The 26564-nt window shown below is 65.5% G+C and carries 22 protein-coding genes; 14 read left to right on the forward strand and 8 right to left on the reverse strand.

The window, feature by feature from the left end; translation table 11 throughout:
• The first annotated feature begins 35 nt into the window (after nt 1-35).
• From ACK28C_RS01075 to ACK28C_RS01095, 5 genes are all read left to right on the forward strand, one after another.
• Entirely contained in the window at nt 36-929 is an 894-nt protein-coding gene (locus tag ACK28C_RS01075; RefSeq protein WP_243440547.1) for a branched-chain amino acid ABC transporter permease, read from the forward strand.
• Between the two features lie 11 nt (nt 930-940).
• Nucleotides 941-1840: a branched-chain amino acid ABC transporter permease gene (locus ACK28C_RS01080; RefSeq protein WP_015555928.1), complete on the forward strand. Its 900-nt coding sequence runs from the start codon at nt 941-943 to the stop codon at nt 1838-1840.
• A complete protein-coding gene (locus ACK28C_RS01085; protein ID WP_015555927.1) occupies nt 1840-2622 on the forward strand; it encodes an ABC transporter ATP-binding protein in 783 nt (260 codons plus the stop codon). Before ACK28C_RS01080 ends, ACK28C_RS01085 begins: the two co-directional genes overlap by 1 nt.
• Nucleotides 2623-2625: 3 nt before the next feature.
• On the forward strand, nt 2626-3357 hold the full coding sequence (locus ACK28C_RS01090; RefSeq protein ID WP_015555926.1) for an ABC transporter ATP-binding protein: 732 nt from the start codon (nt 2626-2628) through the stop codon (nt 3355-3357).
• A gap of 223 nt (nt 3358-3580) precedes the next feature.
• Complete coding sequence (locus ACK28C_RS01095) at nt 3581-4018, forward strand: GNAT family N-acetyltransferase (RefSeq protein WP_015555925.1); 438 nt, start codon at nt 3581-3583, stop codon at nt 4016-4018.
• Nucleotides 4019-4264: 246 nt separating this feature from the next.
• Here the strand turns inward: ACK28C_RS01095 and ACK28C_RS01100 are convergent, their stop codons facing one another.
• Nucleotides 4265-5419 carry an ABC transporter substrate-binding protein gene (locus ACK28C_RS01100; RefSeq protein ID WP_015555924.1) on the reverse strand — a complete coding sequence of 385 codons (1155 nt, stop codon included), beginning with the start codon at nt 5417-5419 and terminating at the stop codon, nt 4265-4267.
• Nucleotides 5420-5850: 431 nt separating this feature from the next.
• Between ACK28C_RS01100 and ord the strand changes: the two genes are divergently transcribed.
• The 5 genes from ord to ACK28C_RS01125 all read left to right on the forward strand — a co-directional run bounded on the left by ord (nt 5851) and on the right by ACK28C_RS01125 (nt 12758).
• The gene (ord, locus tag ACK28C_RS01105) at nt 5851-7218 is read left to right on the forward strand and encodes a 2,4-diaminopentanoate dehydrogenase (protein WP_409152333.1); all 1368 of its coding nucleotides are present in this window, start codon (nt 5851-5853) and stop codon (nt 7216-7218) included.
• 1 nt (nt 7219) lies between these two features.
• Complete coding sequence (gene ortB / locus ACK28C_RS01110; RefSeq protein WP_409152334.1) at nt 7220-8629, forward strand: 2-amino-4-oxopentanoate thiolase subunit OrtB; 1410 nt, start codon at nt 7220-7222, stop codon at nt 8627-8629.
• Between the two features lie 97 nt (nt 8630-8726).
• The gene (locus tag ACK28C_RS01115) at nt 8727-9089 is read left to right on the forward strand and encodes an ornithine aminomutase subunit alpha (RefSeq protein ID WP_409152335.1); all 363 of its coding nucleotides are present in this window, start codon (nt 8727-8729) and stop codon (nt 9087-9089) included.
• A gap of 1 nt (nt 9090) precedes the next feature.
• Complete coding sequence (gene oraE / locus ACK28C_RS01120; protein WP_409152336.1) at nt 9091-11343, forward strand: D-ornithine 4,5-aminomutase subunit OraE; 2253 nt, start codon at nt 9091-9093, stop codon at nt 11341-11343.
• The gene (locus tag ACK28C_RS01125) at nt 11340-12758 is read left to right on the forward strand and encodes a GlmL-related ornithine degradation protein (protein WP_243440546.1); all 1419 of its coding nucleotides are present in this window, start codon (nt 11340-11342) and stop codon (nt 12756-12758) included. Before oraE ends, ACK28C_RS01125 begins: the two co-directional genes overlap by 4 nt.
• 187 nt (nt 12759-12945) lie before the next feature.
• Here ACK28C_RS01125 and ACK28C_RS01130 read toward each other — a convergent pair whose 3' ends face one another.
• From ACK28C_RS01130 to hrcA, 5 genes are all read right to left on the reverse strand, one after another.
• Complete coding sequence (locus ACK28C_RS01130; RefSeq protein ID WP_015555923.1) at nt 12946-13860, reverse strand: DnaJ C-terminal domain-containing protein; 915 nt, start codon at nt 13858-13860, stop codon at nt 12946-12948.
• A gap of 216 nt (nt 13861-14076) precedes the next feature.
• Nucleotides 14077-15198, reverse strand: a complete 1122-nt coding sequence (gene dnaJ, locus ACK28C_RS01135) for a molecular chaperone DnaJ (protein WP_243440545.1) — start codon at nt 15196-15198, stop codon at nt 14077-14079.
• A gap of 154 nt (nt 15199-15352) precedes the next feature.
• Nucleotides 15353-17191, reverse strand: coding sequence for a molecular chaperone DnaK (gene dnaK, locus ACK28C_RS01140; protein ID WP_015555922.1), 1839 nt, complete (start codon nt 17189-17191; stop codon nt 15353-15355).
• A gap of 107 nt (nt 17192-17298) precedes the next feature.
• Complete coding sequence (locus ACK28C_RS01145; RefSeq protein ID WP_409152337.1) at nt 17299-18006, reverse strand: nucleotide exchange factor GrpE; 708 nt, start codon at nt 18004-18006, stop codon at nt 17299-17301.
• Nucleotides 18007-18037: 31 nt separating this feature from the next.
• Nucleotides 18038-19102, reverse strand: a complete 1065-nt coding sequence (gene hrcA, locus ACK28C_RS01150; protein ID WP_409152338.1) for a heat-inducible transcriptional repressor HrcA — start codon at nt 19100-19102, stop codon at nt 18038-18040.
• A 283-nt stretch (nt 19103-19385) separates the two neighbouring features.
• Here hrcA and dprA point away from each other — a divergent pair, with 283 nt between their 5' ends.
• The gene (dprA, locus tag ACK28C_RS01155; protein ID WP_015555920.1) at nt 19386-20477 is read left to right on the forward strand and encodes a DNA-processing protein DprA; all 1092 of its coding nucleotides are present in this window, start codon (nt 19386-19388) and stop codon (nt 20475-20477) included.
• A gap of 107 nt (nt 20478-20584) precedes the next feature.
• On the opposite strand, the gene lptB is transcribed toward dprA, so the two are convergent.
• Nucleotides 20585-21397 carry an LPS export ABC transporter ATP-binding protein gene (gene lptB / locus ACK28C_RS01160; RefSeq protein ID WP_409152339.1) on the reverse strand — a complete coding sequence of 271 codons (813 nt, stop codon included), beginning with the start codon at nt 21395-21397 and terminating at the stop codon, nt 20585-20587.
• Nucleotides 21394-22248, reverse strand: coding sequence for an LptA/OstA family protein (locus tag ACK28C_RS01165; RefSeq protein WP_208872528.1), 855 nt, complete (start codon nt 22246-22248; stop codon nt 21394-21396). The genes lptB and ACK28C_RS01165 overlap by 4 nt, the downstream gene beginning before the upstream one ends.
• 257 nt (nt 22249-22505) lie before the next feature.
• Here ACK28C_RS01165 and ACK28C_RS01170 point away from each other — a divergent pair, with 257 nt between their 5' ends.
• From ACK28C_RS01170 to ACK28C_RS01180, 3 genes are all read left to right on the forward strand, one after another.
• On the forward strand, nt 22506-24548 hold the full coding sequence (locus ACK28C_RS01170; protein WP_015555918.1) for a methyl-accepting chemotaxis protein: 2043 nt from the start codon (nt 22506-22508) through the stop codon (nt 24546-24548).
• A 572-nt stretch (nt 24549-25120) separates the two neighbouring features.
• Complete coding sequence (locus tag ACK28C_RS01175; protein WP_015555917.1) at nt 25121-25852, forward strand: DUF5058 family protein; 732 nt, start codon at nt 25121-25123, stop codon at nt 25850-25852.
• A 33-nt stretch (nt 25853-25885) separates the two neighbouring features.
• Complete coding sequence (locus ACK28C_RS01180) at nt 25886-26554, forward strand: hypothetical protein (RefSeq protein ID WP_015555916.1); 669 nt, start codon at nt 25886-25888, stop codon at nt 26552-26554.
• Nucleotides 26555-26564: the final 10 nt, after the last annotated feature.

Here is a 26564-nt window from a genome sequence, read left to right on the forward strand (position 1 = left end):
ATCCACACCACTCAACGAAATCGAGGTGTTAAATTTTGAATCTCTTCGTCACCCTGATTCAACAGGTGATCAACGGGCTGTCGCTGGGATCGGTCTACGCCCTCATCGCGGTCGGCTACTCGCTGGTCTACTCCGTGTTGCTGTTCTCCAACTTCGCGCACGGCGGCTTCCTCGTCATCGGCGGCTACATTTGCTACTACGCCCTCCTCAAACTCAAGCTGGACATCTGGACGGCCTCCCTGGCCGCCCTCGTCGGCGCGGGCGTTTCGGCCATCGTCGTGGAGCGCCTGGCCTACCGTCCCATCCGCGAGCGCACGCCCGTCACGCTCTACATGCTCATCGCCTCCATGGGGATGAGCATCGTGATCGAAAACCTCTTCGTCGTGACCATCGGCGGCCGCTTCCGCGCTCTGCCGCCCGTGATCCCAACGAACCCCGTCCGCTTCTTCGGGGTGGTCACGACGAGCGCCTTCGACATCCTGTCGCTGATCACGGCCGTGGCGTTCCTCATCGGGCTGCAGGTCTTCCTCGTCAAGACGAAGTGGGGGCTGGCCATACGGGCCGCGTCCTACAACCTCCGAACGGCGGGGCTGATGGGGGTCAACGTCAACCGCCTCATCTCCATCGTGTTCTTCGTCGCGGGGCTCCTTGCGGCCGTGGGGGGAATCTTTCTCTCCGTGCGGTACACGCTCTATCCCCAGCTGGGGAACGCCATCACGACGAAGGCCTTCATCGCGGCCGTCATCGGCGGGCTGGGCTCCCTGCCGGGCGCCGTGCTGGGCAGCATCATCCTGGGGCTGGCCGAGATGCTGACCGCCGGCTTCATCTCAAGCCAGTTCCGCGACCTCGTCGTCTTCGGCATCCTCATCGTGACGCTGATCATACGCCCCACGGGCTTCTTCGGAAAGTCCGTCAGCGAGAAGGTATAGGGGGGATCATCATGGTGGAAGGTTATGCATCCGGAGTCGTCACCCTTCTGGCGATCAACCTCATCGCCGCTCTGGGGGTCTCCCTCTTTACGGGCTTCACCGGCATCTTCACGCTGGGGCACGCGGGGTACATGGCCATCGGGGCCTACACGGCGGCCATCCTGACCGTCGAGTACGAGGTGCACTTCGCCGCTGCGATCCTCGCGGGGGGCGTCCTGTCCATGGTGCTGGCGTACCTCATCGGCCTTCCGACGCTCAAGCTGGTGGGCGACTACTACGCTATCGTCTCCCTGGGGCTGGGTGAGGCCATCCGGCTCATCATCGAGAACTGGAACAGCGTCACGCGCGGCGCGCGCGGCTATCCGGGAATCGACAACTACACGTCCATGACCGTGGCCGTCTCCTTCTTTCTCGTCCTGTGCGTGCTCATGTTCTTCCTGATCAACAGCCGGTACGGGCGCGCCTTCAAGGCCTGTCGGGACGACTACGTGGCGGCGTCCCTCCTGGGCTTCAACACGGCCCACTTCCGCGTCCTGAGCCTCGCCATCTCGGCGTTTTACTGCGGCGTGGCGGGCGCGCTCCTGGCGGGCTACATGTCCTTCATCCAGCCCGTCATGTTCGATCAGGTGAAGTCGACGGAGCTGGTCTCCATCGTCGTCTTCGGCGGGCTGGGCTCCACCAGCGGCTGCCTGATCGGCACGACGATCCTGACGCTGGTCACGGAGCTGTTCCGCCCCATCTCTCAATACAGGATGCTCGTCTACGGGGCCGTGCTGGTGCTGATCATGGTCCTTCGCCCGGAGGGCATCATGGGGACCAACGAGTTGACCCCGGCCTACGCCCGACGGGTCCTGAAGCGCTGGAGGAAGTCCCCGGCCGCCGGGCCGGACGAGAAGGGAGGGAGCCGCTGATGAACCCGACATCGAAGAGCGCGGTGCTGGAGTTGAAGGGCGTCAACAAGTTCTTCGGCGGGGTCCAGGCCGTCAGCGACATGAGCTTCGTCATCCGGCGGGGGGAGCTCGCAGGGCTCATCGGGCCCAACGGTGCGGGAAAGACCACCATCTTCAACCTGGTGACCGGCGTCTACGACACAAACGGCGGCGACATCAAGTTCATGGGCAAAAACGTCAACGCCCTGCGGTCCTATCAGGTCATCCGCCTGGGGATAGCCCGCACCTTCCAAAACCTCAGGCTCTTTCCGGGTTCGACCGTCCTTGAGAACGTCATGACCGCGGCGCAGCAGCACCACGGCTACTCGTTCTTCGAGGCCATCACGCACCTCGGCCGCTGGCGCGGACGCGAGGCCGCGATCCGCGGGGAGAGCATGGAGCTCCTGGAGCAGGTCGACCTGGCGGACCGCGCGGAACAGGCCGCCGGGACCCTGCCCTACGGCCTGCAGCGCCGGCTTGAGATCGCCCGCGCCATTGCGCTTCAGCCGCAGCTCCTGCTCCTGGACGAACCCGCCGCGGGCATGAACGCCGATGAGGTGCACGACCTCAACGAGTTGATCACCCAACTGCATCAAAAACTCGGCCTCACCATCCTCCTGATCGAGCACCACATGGACATGGTCATGGCCATCTGCCCGCACATCATCTGCATGAACTTCGGCGCAAAGATCGCCGAGGGCAGTCCGCAGGACATCCGCCAGCACCCCGAAGTGCTCAAGGCCTACCTTGGGGAGGAGGAATGACAAATGGCTGACGAGAGAACCCCCATCCTTTCCGTTCAGGACCTCTCGGTGAACTACGGCGCCATCCAGGCCCTGAGGGGCATCTCGCTCGACGTCTTCCCCGGTGAGATCGTGGCGGTGATCGGGGCCAACGGCGCGGGAAAATCGACCATGATGAACGCCATCATGGGCGACGTCCCGCGCGCATCGGGCAGGGTCCTGCTGGAGGGCCGGGACCTGCCCCGAAGGAGCCATCAGGTGGTGACCAGCGGCGTCTCCCTCGCGCCGGAGGGGCGCAGGGTCTTCGCCCCGCTCACCGTCCTGGAGAACCTCAGGATGGGGGCCTTCCCCCTCTCCGACCGCAGCGCCATCGAAGAGCAGGAGCGGAAGGTCTTTGAGCTTTTCCCCCGGCTCCTGGAGCGCAGGGAGCAGTACGCGGGCACGCTGTCGGGCGGCGAGCAGCAGATGCTGGCCGTCGGCCGCGCCCTCATGGCCCGGCCCAAGGTGCTGCTCCTGGACGAGCCATCCCTGGGCCTCGCCCCCATCATCATCAACGAGATATTCAAGGAACTGACCGTCATCAACCGGAAGCTGGGCACGACGATCCTCATCGTCGAGCAGAACGCGAAGAAGGCGCTCCAGCTCTCCCACCGGGCCTACGTCATTCAGACGGGATCCATCGTCAAGGAGGGGGCGTCGAAGGACCTGCTGGTTGATCCGGAGATCGAAGCGGTCTACCTGGGCGGCAGGAAGTGACGGATAGGGCGGCATGAAGAGAGCCCGCCCCAATTGAGGCGGACGCTTTTATACCGCTGTCGAAAAAGTGCAATCGTTATGACATGAGATTCTAAGATCGACAAAGACAGCCGACCGAAGTCAGTCTTATGTCTTCTCCCTTAAGACTGGAAAGTTCGCCCCGCTTTGTGGGCACGGCTGAAGCCGAGGGCTTTCCCATTGCACTGTCGTAAGGGGTGATGGTATGGAACTCAACACAAAACGATTCCATGAATTAACCAATGAAGAACTGTACGCCATTCTGAAATTTCGTGTGGATGTTTTCGTGGTCGAGCAGAACTGCCCGTACCCAGAACTCGACAACTGCGATCAAGCTGCCATTCACGTGTATCTGAAGGACGAAAACGGCATTCAGGCTTATCTGCGGGTAATGGATAAAGAGATCGAAAGCGAGTACGTTTCCATCGGTCGCGTCATCGCGGCAAAACGGCGATGTGGCTTAGGCAGCCAAATTTTGAAGGAAGGCTTACTGGTAGCGCAGAAGCAGTTTGGGGCAAAACAGATTTATCTGGAAGCACAGACCTACGCGAGGCGTTTTTACGAAAAGCTGGGCTTCCAGCAGATATCCGAGGAATTTCTGCTGGACGGGATACCTCACATAAAAATGCTATTGCAGATCTGAAGGAAACCTGCCGGCGCACACGCTCCCTTTGAGGCTCCATCAGTCACCGTGAACTTCTTCTATCACGACGATTGGTTGCATAAAGCGTCCGCCCCGACAGGGACGGACGCTTTTTCTATCCAGTGGAGCTTTTGCGAAACCGCTGGGCCGTCTCTCAGGACCGACGGCACCCCACGGCCCCGTTGCCGCTGGCAGTCCAAAAGCAAGCTTCCGTTTGGGGTCCGTTGAGCGTTCACCCCCGCTCCCCTACTCCGCCTTGGGCTCGATCTTCTTGTAGAACTCCGTCTTCAGGTCGTCGTCGACCCGCAGGACCACGCCCGCCTTGTTCATGGGGTCGTGGGTGGCGGGGTCGATGGTGATGGTGGCGTGGTGCAGCTTCAGGCCCTTCGTCTCCTCGAGGGCCTTCGCGATCGCGGGCCCCTCGTCCACGCCCGCGCGGGTGATGGCGTCGAAGACCCAGTACACCGCATCCGCCGCCATGGCGCCGTCCAGGAACTCCTTGCAGACGTCGTTGTAGCGCTTCTGGTAGCGCTCGTAGATGGGGGCCATCTCCGGGTCCTCCATGTAGGTGTGGTTGATCCAGTACGTCCCCTTCATGGCGTCGCCCGCGATCTCGAACATGATGTCGCTGAAGCCGTCGCCGCCGACGATGGTCCCGTCGAAGCCCAGCTCCCGCGCCTGCTTGATGGCCAGCGCCATGTCCTTGCCCATGCCAGGGAGGAACAGGAACTCCGCGCCCGACGCCTTGATGGTGGTGAGCTGTGCGCGGTAGTCCACGTCCTCGCCGCGGAAGCCCTCGTCCGCCACGATCGTGCCGCCCAGCCGCTTGAAGTTCTCGGTGAAAAACTCGCGGAGCCCGTGAGCATAGTCGGAGCCGACGTTGTACAGGATGGCGGCCTTCGTCTTCTTCAGGTCGTTGTAGGCCAGGTCCGCCGCGATGGCGCCCTGGTACGGGTCCGTGAAGCAGATTCGGAAGGAGTAGGGCCTCACCCTGCCCTTCTCGTCAACCGTCACCAGCGGGTTCGTGCCGATGGTCGAGATCTGGGGAACGTGTCCCCGGTTGACGATGGGGGCCGTCGCGATGTTGATGCCGCTCGCCAGGTCCCCGATGATCACGCACACGCGGTCGCTCTCGATCATGCGGCGGGCCGCGTTGACCGCGTCCTCGTTGCGCGTCTTCGTGTCGTAGACGATGAGCTCGATGGGACGGCCGCCCAGAAGGCCGCCCGCCTCGTTCTGCTCGTCCACGATCATCCGGGCCATGTTGGCCTCCGTGATGCCGAAGGGGGCGTTGTCGCCGGTCAGCGCGACGAGGTAGCCGATCCGGATCGGGTCCGCAGCCAGCCCACTCCCAGCCAACAGGAGCACCAACGCCAGTGACGCAAGGATTTTCTTCAACATAATACAACTTCACCTCCTGAAAATGATTCACACACTCTCACAAAAACGGGCAACCGACAACGACTTTAACACTTTACCATCAGACGAGAGGGTTTGTAAAGCTCTCTTTCAGATAAACCATCGATTCATTCAAAATTCAACAGCGAAATTCAATACCCAATCGCGTTTAGCACGTGGATCGCCTGCCCCAGCGGACGGAGGGGTTCTCTTTTCATCCGCTTTATGCTATTCTAAATCCGTATTCAACGCATACAATTTTCTTCTTTTGCAGGGCCTCCGCGGGCAGCACGGGGTGTCAGGAGCCGCCCCAGCACAGACCTTGCCGCAGCGCCGTGGGGGATGGACGCGCTTCGCGGTTTTTTGGTTTTTCTTTGTGTATTTAATAGTTTTGTAATCAATTTGAGTTAAATTTGTAGTGAGGAGGCGTTTTCATGAGGGATATCCGTGTGATGATATGGGGATTTGGCGCGATGGGGAGCGGGATCGCGCGAATGCTTCTGAAGAAGACGGGCGTTGAGATTGTGGGGGTTGTGGTGGGGCGCAAGCACCTCCACGGAACGGACGTCTACCAGTACCTGGGGGAGGAGCGGGGGAGCCGTCCGGAGCTTTTGTTCGGCGGCACGGAGCTCATCCGAAACGGCGCGTGCGACGTGGTGCTGTTGGGGACGGACTCCTTCACCAGGAGCGCGTTCGAGAAGGTCAAGCTCTGCGTGGAGCACGGCCTGAACGTCATCACGACGGCGGAGGAGATGGCCTGGCCGTGGGCTCAGGAGCCGGAGCTGTCGCTCGAGATCGACCGTCTGGCGCGCCAGCACGGGGTGACGGTCTTTGGGACGGGGATCAACCCTGGTTTTGTGCTGGACCTGCTGATCCTGGCCATCACGGGGACCTGCGAGGACGTGAAGTCCATCGAGGCGGCGCGCATCAACGACCTCTCGCCCTTCGGCGGGGCGGTGATGCACGAGCAGGGCGTGGGGATCACGCCGGAAGAGTTCAAGAGGCGCCTTGCGGCCAACGACCTGGCGGGGCACGTGGGCTTTCCGGAGTCCATCTCGGCCATCGCCGCGGGCCTGGGCGTCGAGATCACCAAGATCGAGCAGACGAAGGACCCCATCATCTCGAAGGTACACCGCGAGACGCCCTACGCCAAGGTCGAGCCGGGGAACCTGGCGGGCATCCGTCAGCAGGGCTGGGGGAGGACGGCCGACGGCCGGGCGTTCATCCACCTGGACCACCCGCAGCAGGTCCGTCCGGAGGCCGAGGGGATCGACACGGGGGACTACATCACCATCGACGCGGGCGGCTACACGCTGAAGTTTTCGGGCAAGCCGGAGATGCCGGGCGGCATCGGCACGATCGCGATGGTCGTGAACATGATCCCGCAGGTGCTGAACGCACCCGCTGGGCTGACCGACCTTCTGGAGCTCCCGATCCCGCACGCGATCCTGGGCGACATGAACCGGTTCGTCCACGAGCTGCGGGAGGAGCGCCGCGTCTACCACAAGGGGGACTGCGTCGTGCTGCACATTGAGCTGCTCCCTGCAGGGGAGCGGGCCGCGGGTGTTCCGGAGGACACCGCCGCGCTGCCGCTTGAGATGTGGGTCAAGGGGGAGCTGTTGGCGGAGAGCGCCCACACCGGCGAGTCCGTGCGGGTCCGGACGGCGATCGGGCGCGAGGTGGAGGGCACGCTCACCAACTGCGACCCGGGGTATCGGCACGACTTCGGAAGCTACGTCCCGGAGCTGGCGCAGGTGCATCGGCAGGTTGTGGATATCCTTAGCGGAAAGGGGGCCTGCTGAGATGGGCGGCAGGAGCTATGAGGCCGTAATGGCGCGCAAGAGCGAGATCGTCAAGGCGGCGGTCGGGATCGACTACTCGAAGTTCGAGGAGCCGGGGGGGCGCTTCGACTACGAGCGGATGATGCGGGAGGCGGTCCCCCACAGCCTCGAGGAGATCGTCAAGATTCAGAGCGGGATGAGCGTTGGCGACACGAAGCTCCTGAGCCTCGACAACGTGACGGAGCTGGCCCGGAGGACGGCCGGAGGCGGGAAGGGTGCGCAGATCCTGGTGAAGGACGAGGCGCAGAACCTCTCCGGGAGCTTCAAGGCCCGGCGCGCGGCCCTGTCCGTCTACGAGGCGCACCGGATGGGGTACAAGGGCGTGGTTGCGGCCACGTCGGGCAACTACGGGGCGGCGGTGGCCTGCATGGCGGCGCGCCTCGGCCTGAAGTGCATCGTCGTCCAGGAGTGTTACGACAGCCGCCGCGTGGGGCAGCCGGAGATTCTGGAGAAGCAGCGGGCCTGCGAGGCGATGGGTGCCGAGGTGGTGCAGCTCACGGTGGGGCCGGAGCTCTTCTACGAGACGCTGATGCTGCTGGAGGACACGGGGTTCTACAACGCATCGCTCTACACGCCGTCGGCGATCGCGGGCATCGAGACGCTGGGCTGGGAGATCGCCCAGCAGTGCCGCAGCCAGCTTGGTCGGGACCCGGACGTCGTCGTGGCCACGAACGCGGGGGGCGGCAACATCACCGGCACGGCCCGCGGGCTCCGGAAGGCTGGGGCGAAGTCCCAGGTCTACGCGGCGAGCGTGGACCTGTCGGGGCTGCACATGGCCTCGGACCACGACTTCAACCGCAAGTCCTTCACGACGGGCCACACGGGGTTCGGCGTGCCCTTCACGGTGCAGCCGGACCGGACGGACGTGCCGCGCAACGCCGCGCGTCCGCTGCGCTACATGGACCGCTACCTTCTGGTGAAGGAGGGCGAGGTGTTCTACATGACGGAGGCCCTGGCCGCGCTGGAAGGGATGGAGCGAGGTCCTGCGGGCAACACCTCCCTGGCCGCGGCGTTCGCCCTCTCCATGACGCTGCCGTCGGACCAGGTCATCGTCGTGCAGGAGACGGAGTACACGGGCGCGGGTAAGCACCCGATGGCGCAGCTGAGCTTTGCACGCCGGAACGGTGTGGAGGTCCTGATCGGGGACCCGGAGACGGAGGTGCCCGGGAAGAACATCGTGCTGCCCGACCACCCGTCACGCTTCAAGGTTCGGGAGCACAGCCTGGAGGCCATGCGCCGCAGCGCGCTGAAGCGCCTGGCGCAGGACCGGAAGACCGCGAGCGCCGAGGACCTGGAGTACTTCAAGGCGGAGCTGAACGCGGACGCGGAGTTCGTCCGGAAGGAGCTCGAGGCGCTGGGCGTCACCTGCTGAGGGGCGCGCCGGCCGTTCCGCGGGGGGAGCGCTGTCCGTTCCCCCCGCGGGTTCACGAGGGCGCCGTGAGAGGTGCGAGTGGGAGAGAGGGGAGAGCATGGCAAGAGCGGACGACTTTGAACAGCGGCGCACGCACCTGGCGGACAAGAGCGACGAGGAGCTGTTCGACTACTTCTGGGAGCTGGCGGGCAGGGTGGTCCAGCCCATGCTGGACGCGGGGAAGGTCTACACGACGCCAGCGGTGGAGCGCAGCGTGCTGCTGCGCATGGGTTTCTCCAGCATCGAGGCGAAGCCCATCGTGGACGGCCTGGTGGAGCGCAGCCTGCTGGGGCACGGCGCGGGCAACACGGTGTGGCGCCTGTCGGAGAAGCTTGGGGTTTCCGTGCGTCAGGCGGGCGTGGCGCTGGCGTCCGGAGAGCACTGGGAGCTGGTTCCAGGCCTGTACGAAGGGGGGAAGTGACGTGGTGGAGGACAGAAAGGTTCCGTTCCCGGAGGCGGGGGACCCCCCGGAGCACCTGGACAAGGACCGTAAGATCGACGTCCGCCAGATACTGAACGGCCTCGAGGACTACCGGCCGCGGCGTCACCCGTGGCACTGGCGCGAGGGCCGCGGCGTCGAGCGCCAGGTGGGGGACTTCGTCTACCGCGAGACGTCGGAGCCCCTGAAGCAGTCCGTGCCCCTGCCAGGGAGCCGTGGCTTCGGGTCCATCGACCCGCAGCCGGACTGCGTCATCACGACGGAGATCGCCTCTGGGCGCTTCGAGGATGACATCCGCCGCATGAGGATGGCGGCCTGGAACGGAGCGGACCACCTGATGGTCATCCGGACGGCGGGCCAGTCGCACATCGACTCGCTCATCGAGGGGACGACGCAGGGGATCGGCGGCATCCCGGTGACCCGGAAGCAGTGTCGTGCGACGCGCCGTGCGCTGGACCTGATCGAGGAGGAGGTGGGGCGTCCTCTGAACTTCCACTCCTACGTGTCGGGCGTCGCGGGGCCGGACATCGCCGTGATGTTCGTGGAGGAGGGGGTGTCGGGCGTGCACCAGGACCCTCAGTACAACATCCTTTACCGGAACATCAACGGCCTTCGGAGCTTCATCGACGCCTGCGAGAGCAAGAAAGTCCTGGCCTACGGTGGGATGCTTCAGATCGACGGGGCCCACAACGCCAACGCGACGGCGATGGAGGCGTGGAAGGTGATGCCGGAGCTGATGGTGCAGCACGCCATCAACTCCATTTTCTCGCGGAAGGTCGGCATCCGTCCTGAGAACATCGCGCTCTCCACCGTGCCCCCCACCGCGCCGCCGGCGCCGTGCATGAGGCTGGACCTCCCCTACGCGGTGGCGCTCCGCGACCTGTTCCGCGACTACAAGATGCGCGCGCAGCAGAACACGAAGTTCATGGAGTCTGAGACGCGGGAGGCGACGGTGACGCACACGTTGAACATCGTCATCTCGCGTCTGACGAGCGCGGACATCCAGTCGACCATCACGCCGGACGAGGGGCGCAACGTGCCGTGGCACTACTACAACATCCAGGGGGTCAACACCGCGCGTCAGGCGCTGGACGGTCTGGACGGGATCCGGGACCAGGTGAAGCTGGACCGCGAGGGCGAGCTGGGGCGCACGGTTCGGGAGCTGAAGGAGCGGGCGGTGCTCTTCCTGGAGGAGATTCTGGAGGTCGGTGGCTACTTCGAGGCGGTGGAGCGCGGGTTCTTCGTGGACAGCGGGAAGTACCCCGAGCGCAAGGGGGACGGCATCGCCCGCGAGAAGGCGGGAGGCATCGGCAACGACATGATCTTCCTTCGGGAGCCGGACTACTTCGCGCCGGTCTCCGTGCACTACGGGAACAACCACGTCCCGCCGCAGTTCGAGCGCCCCTCGGACGCCATCGGTGGGGACACGTTCGAGGACCCGTCGAAGATCGTCTGGGTGGACGAGCTGGACGAGTTTGACAACGTGAACGCGCGGATTGCGGAGAAGCGGAAGTACTACGAGCACCCGAACCTCATCCGCCCCGAGGTGGAGTGGATGGCGGACGGGGTGGTGGTGGTGACGCTCCTGCTGCCGACGGACGTGCGCACGGCGGAGTTTGCGGCGCTGAAGATCGGGGAGAAGATGGGCCTCACCGACTGCGTGGCGATCCACAAGCAGGCGATGCACCCGTGCGAGGGTGCGCTGATCGAGCTGAAGGGCGTCGTGGGGTTCGACATCGACACCGACGAGCTGGTCATCCCGAAGCTTCCTGAGGTTTTGAGCGCGAAGGAGATTCGGGACTACATCCACGAGCGTCCCATCACGGTGGTGGCGGCGACGGTGGGCGAGGACGAGCACTCGGTGGGGTTGAAGGAGATCCTGGACATCAAGCACGGGGGGATCGAGGGCTTCGGGGTCAAGTACCACTACCTGGGCACGTCGTGTCCCGTGGAGAAGCTTGTGGACGCGGCCATCGAGACGAGGTCGGACGCGATCCTGCAGTCCACCATCATCTCGCACGACGACATCCACATCCAGAACATGCGGCGCCTGAACCAGATCTGCGTGGAGCGGGGGGTGCGCGACCGTCTGATCCTGGCGGGTGGCGGCACGCAGGTCACGGACGAGATGGCCGTGGCCGCGGGGCTGGACGCCGGCTTCGGCCGCGGCTCGAAGGGCATTGACGTCGCCAGCTTCCTCGTCAAACGATGCAGGCAAAAGGACGCAGAAAAGTGAGAAGGAAGCAGCCCGACGAGATCGTAAAGGAGGCCGTCATGTCCCAAAGGAAATCCATCGACGTCCTGGTGGCCGAGATCGGCAGCACGACGACGGTGATCAATGCGTTCGACGGCGTGGAGGGCTCCGACCCCGTCTTTATCGGACAGGGTCAGGCCCGCACCACCGTCGAGGAGGGGGACGTGGGCGTCGGACTGGATCTGGCGCTGACGGACCTCAAGGAACGGCTTGGCTGCGCGGACCTCGAGTGGCGCGATATGCTGGCCACGAGCTCCGCGGCGGGAGGGCTTCGCATGACCGTCCACGGCCTGGTGTACGACATGACCGTGCGCGCGGCGCGGGAGGCGGCCCTGGGGTCCGGCGGCGTCATCAAGGCGGTGACGGCCGGACGGCTGCGCCGAACGGACCTGGCGAAGGTCCGGGAGATCAACCCAAACATCATCCTCGTCGCGGGCGGCACGGACTACGGCGAGCGGGACACGGCCCTGGCGAACTTCGAGGCGCTGTCCCGCACCGTCCCGTCGATCCCCTTCATCTACGCGGGGAACGTCGAGAACCGCGACGAGATCGCGCTCATGGCGGAGGAGGCGGGCGTCCGGGTCTACTTCACCGAGAACGTCTACCCAAAGCTGGACCAGCTCAACATCGAGCCCACGCGCACCCTCATCCACCAGGTCTTTGAGGAGCACATCACCCACTCCCCCGGCATGGCGCGCATCCGCGAGAGGGTCAACGGCGCGATCCTGCCGACGCCCGGAGCCGTCATGCAGTGCGCCATCATGGCGCAGGAGATTCTGGGACCCCTCATCGTCATCGACGTCGGCGGAGCGACGACGGACGTCCACTCCGTCTGCGAGGACAGCCCCGCCGTCGCGGACGTGATGATGGAGGCGGAGCCCTTCGCGAAGCGCACCGTCGAGGGCGACCTCGGCGTGTTCGTGAACCGCGTACACCTCGTCGAGAAGTTCAGCGAGGAGGAGGCCGCGCGCCTCATCCCGCAGGCCGCCTATTTCCTGGAGCACGCCTCGAAGATTCCGACGACTCCGGAGGAGGTCGAGTTCGTCGAGCGCCTGACCCAGAAGGCCTGCGACGTGGCGCTCGACCGACACGCGGGGCAGTTCATCGACCTCTACGGCCCGACGGGCAGGACCACCCTGGCGAAGGGGAAGGACCTCTCCCTGGTGCGCACCGTCATCGGCACGGGCGGCGCCCTGACGCGCCTGCCGGGCGGGCGGGACATCCTGGCGCACGCGCTCTGTGCGGGCGGACGGCGCAAGCTCTTTCCGCCAAAGGACGCAAAGATCCTGCTGGACGGGGACTACATCATGGCCTCCCTCGGCGCCCTGCACCGGCGCCACCCGACGGCAGCGCGCAGGCTCCTCTTGAAGAGCCTGGAGGTGGAGGATCGGGCGTAGGGGGCGCACGCCAGGGACGCGCGGGAAACGTCCCCGTTCCGCGTGGCGGGCCCGCGCTGCCTGGGACACCAGGCCTCCGCCCCCACGGCCTTCGACGCAACCCTTCGCAAAGTACGGAGTGGGGCCGAACCCCGACGGGCTCGGCCCCACTCCGGCGTCCTGCGCCTCCCCTGCGGCCCGACCGCGGTTACTCGCCGCTCCTCTCGAGCTCCTGCCACAACTCGCGCTGGCGGTCCGTGATGTGGCGGGGGATTTCAATGCGCACCCTCACGTAGAGGTCGCCATTGCCGCTGCCGCGCTTCGGCAACCCCTTGCCCCGCAGGCGCAGGCGCTGCCCGTCCTGAATGCCGGGCGGCATCTTCATCGTGACGGAGCCCGTGAGGGTCTCCACCTGCACGTCGCCCCCAAGGACGGCCCGCCACGGCGCCACCTTCACCTCGCGCGTCAAGTCGCAGCCGCTGACGCTGAAGACGGGGTGCGGCGCAAGGTGCAGGTTCACGTAGACGTCCCCGCCCCCCGCAGCCTTGCCCGGAAGGCGGATTTGCGCCCCCTCCGTGACGCCCTTCGGCAGGCGCACGTTGAGCTCGCGGCGCTCGCCCCCCGGCGCGGTCATCACCATCGTGTGCGTGCCGCCGCGGACGACCTCCTCCAGCGGGAGCTCCAGGTCCACCTCGCTGTCGCGCCGGACCGGCGAATAGCCCCCGGCGGAGCTGAAGTTCCCTCCCCCGGCTCCGCCGAAGAGGTCCGAGAGGCCGCCGCCGAAGAGCGTCTTGAAGAAGTCACTGAAGCCGCCGGCGTCGCCGCCGAAATCCACGCGGAACCCGCCGCCCGCGCCGCCGCCCTGCCAGCCCGGAGGCGGCGTGAAGTCCTGCCCCGCCTGCCAGTTCATGCCCAGCGTGTCGTACTTCTGCCGCTTGTCCGGGTCCTTCAGCACCTCGTAGGCCTCGTTGACCTCCTTGTAGCGCTGCTCGGCGTCCTTTTCCTTCGAGACGTCCGGGTGGTACTTCTTCGCCAGCTTCCGGTACGCCTTGCGGATCTCGTCCACAGACGCGCTGCGAGGCACACCCAGGATCTCGTAATAGTCTTTATACTGAACGGCCATAGCCCATCAGCCCCTTTGACCAATATTAACCTTACCGAGAGAGTATAGCATCGCGCTTCGGCGCCGTAAATCACGAAAACTACGGACGTCGGGCGGTCTGAGCGAAGAAGGGGCCCGGCCCGCGGCCGCGCCGGAAGCGACGAAAAGGGCGAACGGGGGAGCGGGTGAACCCGTCCCTCCGTTCGCCGCACCGAACTGCCGCGATCGGCCTGCGGATCAGTTGAAGAGCTTTTTGACCTTCTCGAAGAAGCCCGGCTCCCCCGTGCCGACGGGGGCCTTCATCTCATCCGCCAGCTGCGTGATGAGCTCCCTCTGGCGGTCGGTGAGCTTCGCGGGGACGTCGATGAACACGTGGGCGTAGAGGTCGCCCCGCGACTTGGGTCGGTTCAGCCGCGGCATCCCCTTGCCCCGCACCTTCAGCACCTGGCCGTGGGCCGTGCCCGGCGGGACGGCGATCTTCTCCGGCCCGTCGGTCAGGGTCTCGATCTCCGCCTCCGCGCCCAGCACGGCCTGGGGGTAGGTCAGGACGAGGCGCGCGTGCAGGTCTGCGCCGTCGCGCTCGAACCGCTCGCTAGGCGCGACGTCCACGACCAGATAGAGGTCCCCCGCCGCCCCCCCCTTCGTGCCGGCATCCCCCGCACCGGGGATGCGAAGGCGTGTGCCCCGCTCCACTCCGGCCGGAATCTTGACCTCCAGCTTGCGCTTCTTCCGCACCTGTCCGTGGCCGCCGCAGTCGGCACACTTGTCCCGGATGACCTTGCCCGCGCCGCCGCAGTTGGGGCAGGCGGCGATGGTCATGAACTCTCCGAAAATCGAGCGCTGCACCTGCTGCACCTGCCCTCGGCCCCCGCAGACCGGGCAGGGTTCGGGCTTCGTGCCGGGCTTCGCCCCCGTGCCGCTGCACGTCTCGCACCGCTCCCAGCGGGGGACCTCGACCTCCCTCGCCACGCCCTGCGCCGCCTCAAGCAGCGTGACGCGCAGCACCATCTCCAGGTCGCCGCCCCGGCGCGGGGCCTCCGGGTCGCTGGCGCGCCGCCCCATGCCGCCGCCGAACACCTGGGAGAAGAGGTCCCCGAAGAGGTCGCCAAAGTCCATGCCGTTCATGCCGCCGAAGGGGCCGGAGCCGTCGGCGGTGCCGAACTGGTCGTAGCGCGCCCGCTTCTCCTCGTCGCCCAGCACGGAGTAGGCCGCGTTGATCTTCTTGAACTTCTCCTCCGCCTCCCTGTCGCCAGGGTGCGTGTCCGGATGGTACTTCCGCACGAGCTGACGGTAGGCCTTCTTTATGTCCGCCTGAGTCGCGTCCCTGGGGACTTCGAGGATCCGGTACAAATCTTCCACTTGAACAGACACCCCACTGCCGGGGAAAACGTCCCCCAAAAGAATTTAAAAGGGGCGGCGGGGCTTCTGCCGTCCGCCGTCCCTCAAAGATTATAGCCTATTCAGTGTGCGCTATCCGCTTCGCGCTCGGAGCGACGTCCCCGCAGCCTTCGGGCTAAGCGTTGCCCTTGTCGCTGAACTCGGCGTCCACCGTCTCGCCGTCGCCGCCCCCTGCACCAGCGCCGCCCGCATCGTTCTCGGCCGCCGCACCCTCCGCGCCGGCGCCCGCGGCCTGGTAGAGGCGCGTGGAGAACGCCTGCACCGTCCCCTCCAGGGCCTCCTTGGCGCGCCTCATGGCCGCCTCGTCCTTCTTATCGATCGCCTGCTTCAGGTCGTCGATCTGGGAGTTCAGCTTGCCCTTTTCCTCGGCGGTCATCTTGTCGCCGTAGTCGTTGATGAGCTTTTCCGCCCCGAAGACCGCGGAGTCCGCCTCGTTGCGAACCTCGGCGGCGCTGCGCTTCTTCGCGTCCTCGTCCGCGTGGGTCTCGGCGTCGTTCTTCATGCGCTCGATCTCATCCTTGGACAGGTTGGAGGACTGGATCGTGATCTTCTGGGACTTACCGGTCCCCTTGTCCTTCGCGGAGACGTTCAGGATGCCGTTGACGTCAATGTTGAACGTGACCTCGATCTGAGGGATGCCCCTGGGTGCAGGGGGGATGCCGTCCAGCACGAACTGGCCCAGCTTCACGTTGTCCGCCGCCATGGAGCGCTCGCCCTGAAGCACCATGATCTCCACCTGGGCCTGATTGTTGGCCGCCGTCGTGAAGACCTGGCTCTTGGAGACGGGGATGGCCGTGTTGCGCTCGATGACCTTCGTGAAGACGCCGCCCAGCGTCTCCAGCCCCAGGGACAGGGGCGTCACGTCCACCAGGACGATGTCCTTGTGGTCCCCCGTCAGGATGGAACCCTGGATGGCCGCGCCGGCCGCGACGCACTCGTCGGGGTTGATGCCCTTCGTGGGCTCCTTGCCCATGATCTCCACGATCTTCTTCTGCACCATGGGCATACGGGTGGAGCCGCCCACCAGGAGGACCTTGTCGACCTTCGACGGGTCGAGGCCGGAGTCGCTGAGGGCGCGCTGCGTGGGGACGGCCGTGCGGTCCAGGAGGTCCGCCGTCATCTCCTCGAACTTCGCGCGGGTCAGCTTCATCTCCATGTGCTTGGGGCCCGCCTGGGTGGCCGTGATGAACGGCAGGGAGATCGTGGTCTCCGTCATGTTGGAGAGCTCGATCTTCGCCTTCTCGGCCGCCTCGCGCAGGCGCTGCATGGCCATGCTGTCGTTCTTCAGGTCGACGCCCTCCGTCTTCTTGAACTCGCTCACCATCCAGTCCACGATGCGGTTGTCCCAGTCGTCTCCGCCAAGGCGGTTATCCCCCGCCGTGGCCAGCACCTCGAACACCCCCTCGCCGACGTCCAGGATGGAGACGTCGAAGGTGCCGCCGCCCAGGTCGAACACCAGTATCTTGTGCTCCTCCTTGCGGTTCTCGCCGTAGGCCAGGCAGGCCGCCGTGGGCTCGTTGATGATGCGGAGCACCTCGAGGCCCGCGATGGTCCCCGCGTCCTTCGTCGCCTGGCGCTGCGCGTCCGTGAAGTAGGCCGGCACCGTGATGACGGCCTGAGTCACCTTCTCCCCCAGGTAGTCCTCGGCGTCCCTCTTCAGCTTCTGAAGGATCATCGCGGAAATCTCCTGCGGCGTGTACTTCTTTCCGTCGATCTCCACGTGGTAGTCGTGCCCCATCTCGCGCTTGATCGACATGATGGTGCGGTCCGCGTTCACGATGGCCTGTCGCTTGGCCAGCTGCCCCACCAGGCGCTCGCCGTCCTTCGTGAAGGCCACCACGGAGGGCGTCGTCCGCGCCCCTTCGTTGTTGGGGATGATCGTCGTCTGATCCCCCTCCTGAACCGCAATGCAGCTGTTCGTCGTTCCAAGGTCAATTCCAACCACTTTCGACATAACGTTTTCCTCCTGTATGCAAACTTGTATCGTCTCTAAAGATAAGGAACCCCGATAACCGCGATCCCCTTGAACCCATTGAAAAAACGGCCGTTCCTCCGGCGGTCCTATTCCGCCTTGCCCACCAGGACCCGCGCGGGCCGCAGGACCCGATCCTTCGTCCGATACCCCCGGAGCTGCTCATCGACGACCGCGCCGTCCTCCTCCGCGTCCTCCACGGGGACGGCCCCGATCGCCTCGTGGAGCGCCGGGTCAAAGCGCTCGCCCTTCGCGGGGATGGCGCTGACGCCCATCTCGTCCAGGACGGACAGGAACTGGCGGCTCACCATCTTCACCCCCGCCAGGATGTCCTTCGCGCTGCCGTCCTCAGGGACGGAGAGCGCCCGGTCCAGGTTGTCCAGCACGGGCAGGAGGGAAACGATCAGGTCCTCCATCGCGCGCCGGCGCAGGTCCTGGCGCTCGCGCATCGCGCGCTGACGATAGTTGTAGAAGTCCGCCCTGGCCACCGCCAGCTGCCGCTCCAGCTCCGCGACGCGCTCTTCCGCGCCCTCGTCCGGCTCCTTCGCCGGCGGGTGGGCCGCGCCTTCCTCTTTTTCCTTCCCTTTCGCCTTCTCTTCGGGCTCCGGCGTCTCCTCAATGAGGACGCCGTCCTCGCCGATGGAGTACTCCTTAACGGGCCGGCTCATGGCCTCCGCCTCGGAATCCCCCAGGGCGTCCTCCGCTTCGGGTATCAGGTAGTCCTCCTTCAATCGTTCCTCCGTCATAGCACTCATCTCCCGCTCGGCCGTCCGGTCGTCCCCGGCGTTCCGGCTCATTCTCGTCGGCAGGCCCTTACGTCCCGCGCGCTTATTTTTTTTCCTGTGCATTCAGTGCCTCTTCTTTCCGCAGCCTTCCAGGCTCTCCCGCCTCGTCGTCCAGCGCGTCCGCGACGGCCTCCAAAACGCTGATGGAGCGTTCGTAGTCCATCCGCAGCGGGCCGATCAGGCCCAGGACCGCCTTCTGCTGACAGGCCCGCGCCGGGATCAGGATCATGGCGCTCTCCTGCATCCCGTCCGTCTCGTTCTCGTCGCCGAGGGATACCCGCAGGTCCGAGGCCTGGCGGCACTGTTCCACCATGCTCGCCAGCGGCTTCTCCTGCTCCAGGAGCGTCAGCACGGCTTGCAGCCGCGACAGCGCCTGAAAGTGGGGCAGGCTCAGGATGTGCTTCGCGCCGCTGCTGAAGAAGCGGTAGTTCTGTTCCGTCAGAAACCGGTCCACGTCGCTGATGGCCGCTCGGCAGGCCGTCTCGGCCTCCTCAAGCCCCCCCAGCACGTACTGATACAGCACGTCGTGGACCTCGCTCCAGGAGTGCTCGCAGGCGATGGTGTTGATCCGGCGGCTGAGCTCCTCCAGGAGCCCCGGCTCCACCTCGCAGGGAAGCGTGAACTCCGTGTGGTGCACCAGCCCGCCCTTCAGCACGATCAAGGCCAGGACGTTCTTCCCTCCCAGCGGCATCAGGTCGATGTGCCAGATCTCCATGCTGTCCAGCCCGGAGACCGCTGCCACCGCAACGCAGTTCGTGAGGCGCGAGAGAAGGTTCGTGACGTAGTTCAGGAGGTCTTCGATGCCGCTCCGCCGGCCCATGAGCTCCCGCCGCCAGGCCTCGGCCCCGCGGGAAGAACGGCTGCGGGCCCTGGCGGTGACGGAATCCACGTAGACGCGATAGGCTTTGGCCGTGGGCAGCCGTCCGGAGGACGTGTGGGGCTGATAGAAATACCCCATCTCCTCGAGGTCGGCCATCTCGTTGCGAATCGTGGCAGGGCTCAACCCCTTGATGTACTTCTTCGTGATGGTGCGCGATCCGGCGGGCTCCCCCGTCTTGATGTACTCGTACACCACCGCCAGGATAATGCTGAGCTGCCTCTCCGTCATCGGCATCGCCTCCGTTTCGTCCCCTTGATTAGCACTCTTGATCGGTGAGTGCCAACAGGTCGATAACATGGATAAGATTAGCAACTGGACCTCTAAATGTCAATACAAGTCAGACCCTGTAAATTACGGATTTTGCACGCCTGATGCGCGCTGCTGTAACGTTGAGCCTCGCCACATACCGGTTCACGCTAAAAGAAATGCTCAGTGCTCCTGGTCCCCCTGCAAGGGGCCCTGCCCCATTCCAGTATAATGGAGCGGTCACTGGGAGGAGGTCATGCGAACCATGGACTCGACACTGAAGGCGGCGCTCCTGATGAACGCCGCGCACGCGCCGCTCCCGGCGTTCCGGAAGCTGTGCGAGAATTATGCCCCGGAGGACCTGAAGCGGGAGGAGTTGTGGGATGCGCTCAACCTGACGCCGTCCGTCCGGAAGAACCTGTCGCGCCTCCTGCGAGAGGGGGACTGGCCCGAACGGGAAGAGGAACGCGCGGCGCGGTTCGGCGCGCGCTTTCTGACCGTGGACGACCCGGATTGTCCGGCGCGGCTTCAGGACCTGAGCCAGCCGCCCATCGGGCTCTACGTCAAGGGGAAGCTGGACGTCGCGCTGCCCTCCGCCGCCGTCGTGGGGACGCGGCGGTGCAGCGCCTATGGTAAGACCGTGGCGGAGGCCCTTGGCCGCGCTCTGGCCAGAGGGGGGCTCATGGTGGTGAGCGGCGGCGCCCGCGGCATCGACGCTGCGGGTCACAGAGGGTGTCTGGCCGAGGGCGGCGTCACGGTCGCGGTGCTGGGCACGGGCATCGACCGGGTCTACCCGATGGAGCACAGGGAGCTCTTCGCGCAGATCGCGGAGACGGGGGCGCTGGTCTCCGAGTACCCCATGGGGACGGACGGCGCGGCCTGGCACTTCCCGGAGCGCAACCGCCTCATCGTGGGGATGACGGGTCGCACGGTGGTCGTGGAGTCGCCGGAGGACGGCGGCGCGATGATCAGCGCCCGCCTGGCGCTGGACCTGGGGCGCGAGGTCTGGTGCGTGCCGGGGCGCATCACGGAGGGCGTGTGCCGGGGAACCAACCGTCTCCTGCGCGACGGCGCCGAGCCCCTGGTGGACGTGGACGAGTTCATCCACTGCGCGACGGGGCGCTACGGGCAGCTGGTGTTGGACCTGGACGAGCCCGCCGCCAGGCCGCAGCCGCCCCTCTCCACGGACGAGAAGGTCGTGCTGGCCCTGTTGCAACGCCAGGGCGGCCGAACGATGGACGAGCTCCTGGCCGAGAGCGGTCTGGACCTCGTGACGCTCCAGACCTGCATGATGACCCTCTCCGCCAGCGGGCTGGCCGTCGTCAGCGGGCCGGGGCGGTTCTCTGCCGGCGTCTGACCTGACCGGACGGCACCATCGAGAAACTCCGCAGGGCGCATTTCGAGTGCAAAACCATCGCCAACGGCGAGAGGCAAGGGGCCCCGGCAAAGCGACCGGGACCCCTCTTATCTTTTGCGGCGCCTGGGCTTCGCGTCGGGCCCCCGTTTCGGTTCAGGGTTCGGCGCGGCCTGCCAATCGAAGTGATCGCCGAGGTAGAACTTGCGGGCCATGGGGTTCTCCGCCACCTCGGACGGCGTCCCCTCGAGGAAGATCTTTCCCTCGTGGATCAGGTAGGTCCGGTCCGTGATGGAGAGGGTCTCGCGCACGTTGTGGTCCGTGATGAGGACGCCGTAGCCGCCCTCCTTCAGACGATGGATCATCCCCTGGATGTCGTTCACGGCGATGGGGTCGATGCCGCTGAAGGGCTCGTCCAGCAGGATGAAGCGCGGCGAGAGCGTCAGGGCCCTGGCGATCTCCACGCGCCTCCGCTCCCCCCCCGACAGGGCGTAGCCCTTCGTGTCCGCGATGTGCGCGATGCCGAACCGCTCCAGAAGCCCATCCGTCCCCGCCCTGGACTGCCGCGTCTCCTCCCACACCAGGTCGATGTTCTCCCGCACCGTGAGGCTACGAAACACCGAAGGCTCCTGGGGCAGGTAGCCGATGCCGGCACGCGCCCTGGCGTAGACCGGCAGGCCGGTCACGTCGCGCTTTCCGATAAAGACGTGCCCCGCGTCGGGGCGGACCAGCCCGACGATCATGTAGAAGGACGTGGTCTTGCCCGCGCCGTTGGGGCCGAGAAGCCCAACCACCTCGCCGGGGCGCACCCGGACGCTGACGTCCGAGACCACGAGCCGGCCGCCGTATCCCTTGCGAATCCCCGTGGCGGTCAGCTCCTCCGCTGCGCCGCCCCGCTCCTTCCCCGCCTTGTCGAGATTCACTTTCTGCGCTCCCGCTTGAGGTCGATGGTGATCTCCGCACGGTCCGCGCTCACCGTGCCCGACTCGTTCCGGGTGATGCCGCCCAGGGCCTCCACGCGGTTCTGGTCCGGAAAGTAGACGATGGAGTCGGACCTCAGGGTGCGCCCTCCCTGCACGGCCACGACCCGGCCGCTCAGCACGACGCTGCCGCGCTGGAGGGAGTAGAGCGCGTGGTCGCCGTTGATGCTTACGGGCTCCCCCGACTGCTTCGGTCGGCCCCTGACCCACACCCGATCCTTCGCCGTCATGGAGGCCAGAGCCCCCTCCCGCAGGACGCCCTCGATGGAGTCCGCGCCGAACGTCAGGCCCCTGGAGCGGTCCTCCAGCCTGTGGGCCCCCACGATCCAGAACTTCGTCTGCTGGTCCTCCTCCGTCGGGCTCCCGACGCCCCCTGCCCCGATGAGGGTCAGCCGGTCCGCGTCGAGGCCCATCGTGCCCACAGCCCCCTTGACGCCATCCTGAAGGCGGCAGGCCGGGGCTTCTGCGAAGTTGAGGGTCAGCCTTCCCGCCCTGAGGTCCACGGCATCGCCCATCCACGTTCCGGAGGCCGTCACCCCGCTGTCGAAGGCCGCCTCGCGACGCGGGACGTTACCCGAGCCTCGAGGCGCTCTGACCGTGAGTCCGTCCGCCGTGATGAGGACCTCCCCCTCCGCCAAAAAGTCCCCCGTCGTCGAGTCGAAGCGCATCCGGTTCGCCGAGAGCTTCGCCTTGTCCGGCAACCCCTGCTCGTCTACCGCAAAAGCAGCTCCCGCCAGCCACAGCGCCAGAAGCGCTGCCAACCCCATCGCCCCCGCCGTCCTTCTCATCCGCATCCGCTCCCCTCCGTGCAGGACGACGCAAAGCCCCTCTCCGCTCGACGTCGCCCGATATTTTCATTCCTAAATTATATCAGGGGGCGTCCCAGGGAGGACAACCGGCAGGGCACTGAAGTTTATGCCGTTTATGCCGGAACATCAGGCCGTCACCCCGACCTTACCCCTTCATCCCACTATTCGGGGGCTTGAGGTATATAATCGATACGCAGGTTATGCCACCATTTTGTGGAAAATTTTCTCCTGGAGGGAAAGATATGTCGATTCGCGGCAAGTTGAAGCTCATGGTGACCGTGGTGTTCCTCATTATTGTGACGATGACGCTGGTGACGCACTTTCGTTCCACCTCCATCGTCAGCGATCTGCAGGAACGAACGGGGAACGAGATCGTGACGGGAAGCGCGGGCGTCATCCGCGAGTACCTGGACAAGTACGCCAGCGTGACGCGGATGGCGGCTGCGGAGGTCCGCCACGCTATCCTGGAAAATCCCGACGTCCAAAGGAAGGACCTCGAGGCGCTGATGGCCTCCCTGGCCGGCTCCGTGGAGTCGCTCGGCCTCGTCGGCCTCTACCTGGGGACGAGTTCCGACGGACAGCTCTATTCGAGCGACGGATGGAATCCGGAGGGCTACGACTCCCGAACCCGACCCTGGTATCAGGCCGCCCTGAAGGCTCAGGGCGGTGAGCCCATCTTCACCACGCCCTACGTGGACGCCACGACGGGGACCTCCATCCTGAGCGTCGTCCAGCCGATCTCGGACAGGTCGGGCGGCCTGATCGGCGTCGTCGGCGTCGATATCAAGATGGAGGCCCTGGAGCAGTTCGTCGTCTCCCAGAAGATGTTTGGCCACGGCTCGGGCGCCATGATCCTGGAGGACGGCCTGCTCGTCGCCCATACCAACCAGAGCTTCGTGCTGAAGGCCAACCTGCTGAACCCCGCCGACTTCAGCGATTCGGTCAGCGCCTTCGCCCGCCGCATGGTCGCCGGGGAGACGGGCTTTGCAAGATACGAGTTTCAGGGAGAGCCCCACCACGCCTTCTTCACCCCCGTTGGAAACGGGTTCTTCTTCTACATCTTTCTGCCGACGAAGGTCATGGAGGCCCGGACCCACGCCCTGACGGTCCTGAACGTGACGATGGCGCTCATCGCCATCGCGTTCTCGACGATCTTCATCCTCTTCATCATCCGCGGGCTGTCGAGGGCCATCCGCGGCATGACCTCCGTCACGGACGTCCTGAGCGGGGGCGACCTGACCGCGCGCTTCGAGGCCTCGGGCCGCGACGAGCTGGCCCGCATCGCAGGCCTCCTGAACTCCATGCTCGACTCCATCTCAGGGGCCCTGAGTAGGGTCCGGGGCGAGGCGGAGGAGAGCTCCAGGCAAGCCAGCACCCTGGCCGCCCTCTCCCAGGAGACTCTGGCCTCCATGGAGGAGGTCTCCGCCTCGGTCGCTCAGGTCAACGGGCTGATGGAGGCGGCCTCGGCCTCCACCGAGGCGACCGGCGTCTCCGTCTCGGAGATCGCCGCCAGCGCCCAGTCCAGCGCTCAGGCCTCCACGGACGGCGCTCAGCAGGCCGCCCAGGTCGCCGAGGCCGCACGGAACGCCGCGGAGGAGGTCACCAAGGTCCTGAAGAGCATGAGCAGCGTCGGGGACGCCGCACGCCAGAGCCTCCAGGGAATCCGCGAGCTGGGGCAGTCCGTGGACTCGATATCCGGCTTCGTCGCCACCATCACCTCCATCGCCGACCAGACCAACCTGCTGGCCCTGAACGCGGCGATCGAGGCGGCGCGGGCGGGCGAGGCGGGACGGGGCTTCGCCGTCGTGGCCGAGGAGGTCCGCAAGCTGGCGGAGGAGTCGGGGCGGGCCGCTCAGGAGGTCTCGAAGCTGATCGCGAACCTGCAGAAGGAGTCCGAGAGCTCCACCGTCATGACGGAGTCCGCAGGGCCCCTGCTCCAGAGGGCGATGGAGGACGCGGAGTCGGCCCAGAGGAGGCTGGACGCCGCGCAGGAGGCCATCGAGAGCCTGAACCAGGGGATCCAGAGCATCGCTGCGGCGGCGGAGAAGCAGGCCGCGTCGTCCGAGGAGATCGCCGAGGCCATGAAGAACCTGAGCGATTCCAACGCGAAGATCATGGACTCCACCGCCGCGATCCGCGACTCGAGCCACGAGACGACGACGGCTGCGGAGTCGATCGCCACGGCGGCCCAGTCCATGGCGGAGACGTCGGAGCGGCTGAACGGGCTGGTCGACGCCTTCGTGCTGGACGAGAAGAGGGACCACCCCGCGTTCCTGAAGGGTTAGAGCAGCGGACGGAAACGCTGACGAAGGACGACCGGCGGACGCGATCGCGTCCGCCGGTCGTCCTTATTGCCCACTCCCCCGTTCGCCCCGCTCCAGGCCGGACGCCGCGGCCCCTCAGGCCGGCTGCGTAAAAGACCGAACCAGGCCATCCATTGACAAGCGTTCTGCCTTATGGATATAATTGTTCCAACGGTTTTGATGTTATCGGCCTTGAGAACGCCGTTGAGGACGGCCTGAATTCATTCGCCCCCCAGGCGCTCGAACGTAAGAGCGATCGAAAAATAGAGGGGCGAATTTTGCTGCGCTGCGGGGCAGCGCACTACCAGAAGGAGGTCCGCTCGTTCTTCAGGAAACGCTGTTCGGCACCCGGCTCGAAAGGCCCTGCCCTTGAGTGCACTGAACCCGCTTACAAAACGCCAGATACCCGCCCGAACCTCGTCGTCTGGTATCCCTGGGCGCGCTGAAACAGCGTATGAAACCCTTTCAAAACATCCCCTGGGGCCGCGCCTACCGCGCGGCCCTGTGGGTGTCCGGCGGGCTTTCCGCCAATTTCTATTCAAGGAGTGGTTTTTATGCAGGACGGACAGAGCTACTTGGACATCGCGAACTCGAGCATCATCTGGATGCTCTGCGCGATCACGGTGGGCATCGCGTTTCTACAGGCCATACTGTTCATGTGCATGGCCCGCCGCACCAGGCTTCGCGCAGGCATTCCGGCGGAGATCAGCAGCAAGGCCCTGCGCGTCGGACTCATCACCTCCATCGGCCCCGCACTCGGCGTCTTCATCGTCATGGTGGGGCTGATGGCGGCAATCGGGGGCCCCATGGCCTGGATGCGCCTCTCCATCATCGGCGCCGCCCCCACGGAGCTGACGGCCGCCACCTACGGCGCTCAGGCCTCCGGCGTCGAGCTGGGAGGAACGGGATACGACCTCACCGTCATGTCCGTCTCCTGGTTCGCCATGGCGCTGAACGGAGCGGGCTGGCTGGTGTTTACGGGACTCTTCACGCCGGCCGTCGAAAAGCTCCGCGAGAAGGCGAGCGGTGGCGACTCCAGGTGGCTGGTGGTCCTGTCCGGCGCCTGCTCCCTCGGCATCTTCGGCTACCTGGTCCACGGCGAGCTGCGCAAGAGCTCCGGACACGCGACGGCCGCCATCGCCGGGGCGCTCTGCATGTTGTTCCTGGTCAAGTTCGTCGTGCCGAAGTGCCCCAAGCTGATGGAGTACTCGCTGGGCATCGCCATGCTGTTCGGGATGGCCTGCGCGCTGGTCTACGACATGTATTTTGCCGTCATGCCGCAGTAGGGCTTGGACGCACACACTTCAGGAGGAATCACTATGTCAGAACACGATCACATGGCTGAATGGAAAAAGGGCAGCATCCTCATCGGCGCGCCCACCAACCTCATCGCCGCCGCGACGGCCTTTATCCCCGTCCTCTGGCTCTGCAGCACGCACCACTGCTGGCCGGACTGGAACGTCGTCCTTACCGCCTGGGGCATGACCGCCGCCTCCTTCGGCGCCTTCTACCTCGTCGAGCCCATCTCCTACTACGCGGCTTTGGGCATGGCAGGCACCTACCTCGGATTCTTGTCCGGCAACATCGGCAACATGCGCGTTCCCGTGGCGGCCCTGGCTCTTGAAGCCACGGACAGTCAGCCCGGAACGATCCAGGCGGAGATTGCGTCCACCATGGCCATCTGCGGGTCCATCATCATGAACCTGTTCTTCACCACCCTGGCGGCCGTCGTCGGCACAGCCGTCGTCGCCGTCCTCCCCAAGTTTATCGTGACGGGCCTCACGAAGTATTCGGCGGCAGCCATCTTCGGAGGCACCCTGGGCAACTTCGCCATCAAGTATCCCCTGGTGGGCGTCTTCGCCCTGGGGCTTCCGCTGCTCCTCCACTGGGCCATCCCGTCGATCGCCGCGTGGCTGCTCATCGTTATCTCGGTCTTTGGAAGCATCACCTTCGCCCGCGTGCTGTACGGCATGGGCATGGGGAAGTAACGCTTTCTTT

This window comes from Fretibacterium fastidiosum, assembly GCF_964642095.1.
GTDB classification, from domain to species: domain Bacteria; phylum Synergistota; class Synergistia; order Synergistales; family Aminobacteriaceae; genus Fretibacterium; species Fretibacterium fastidiosum.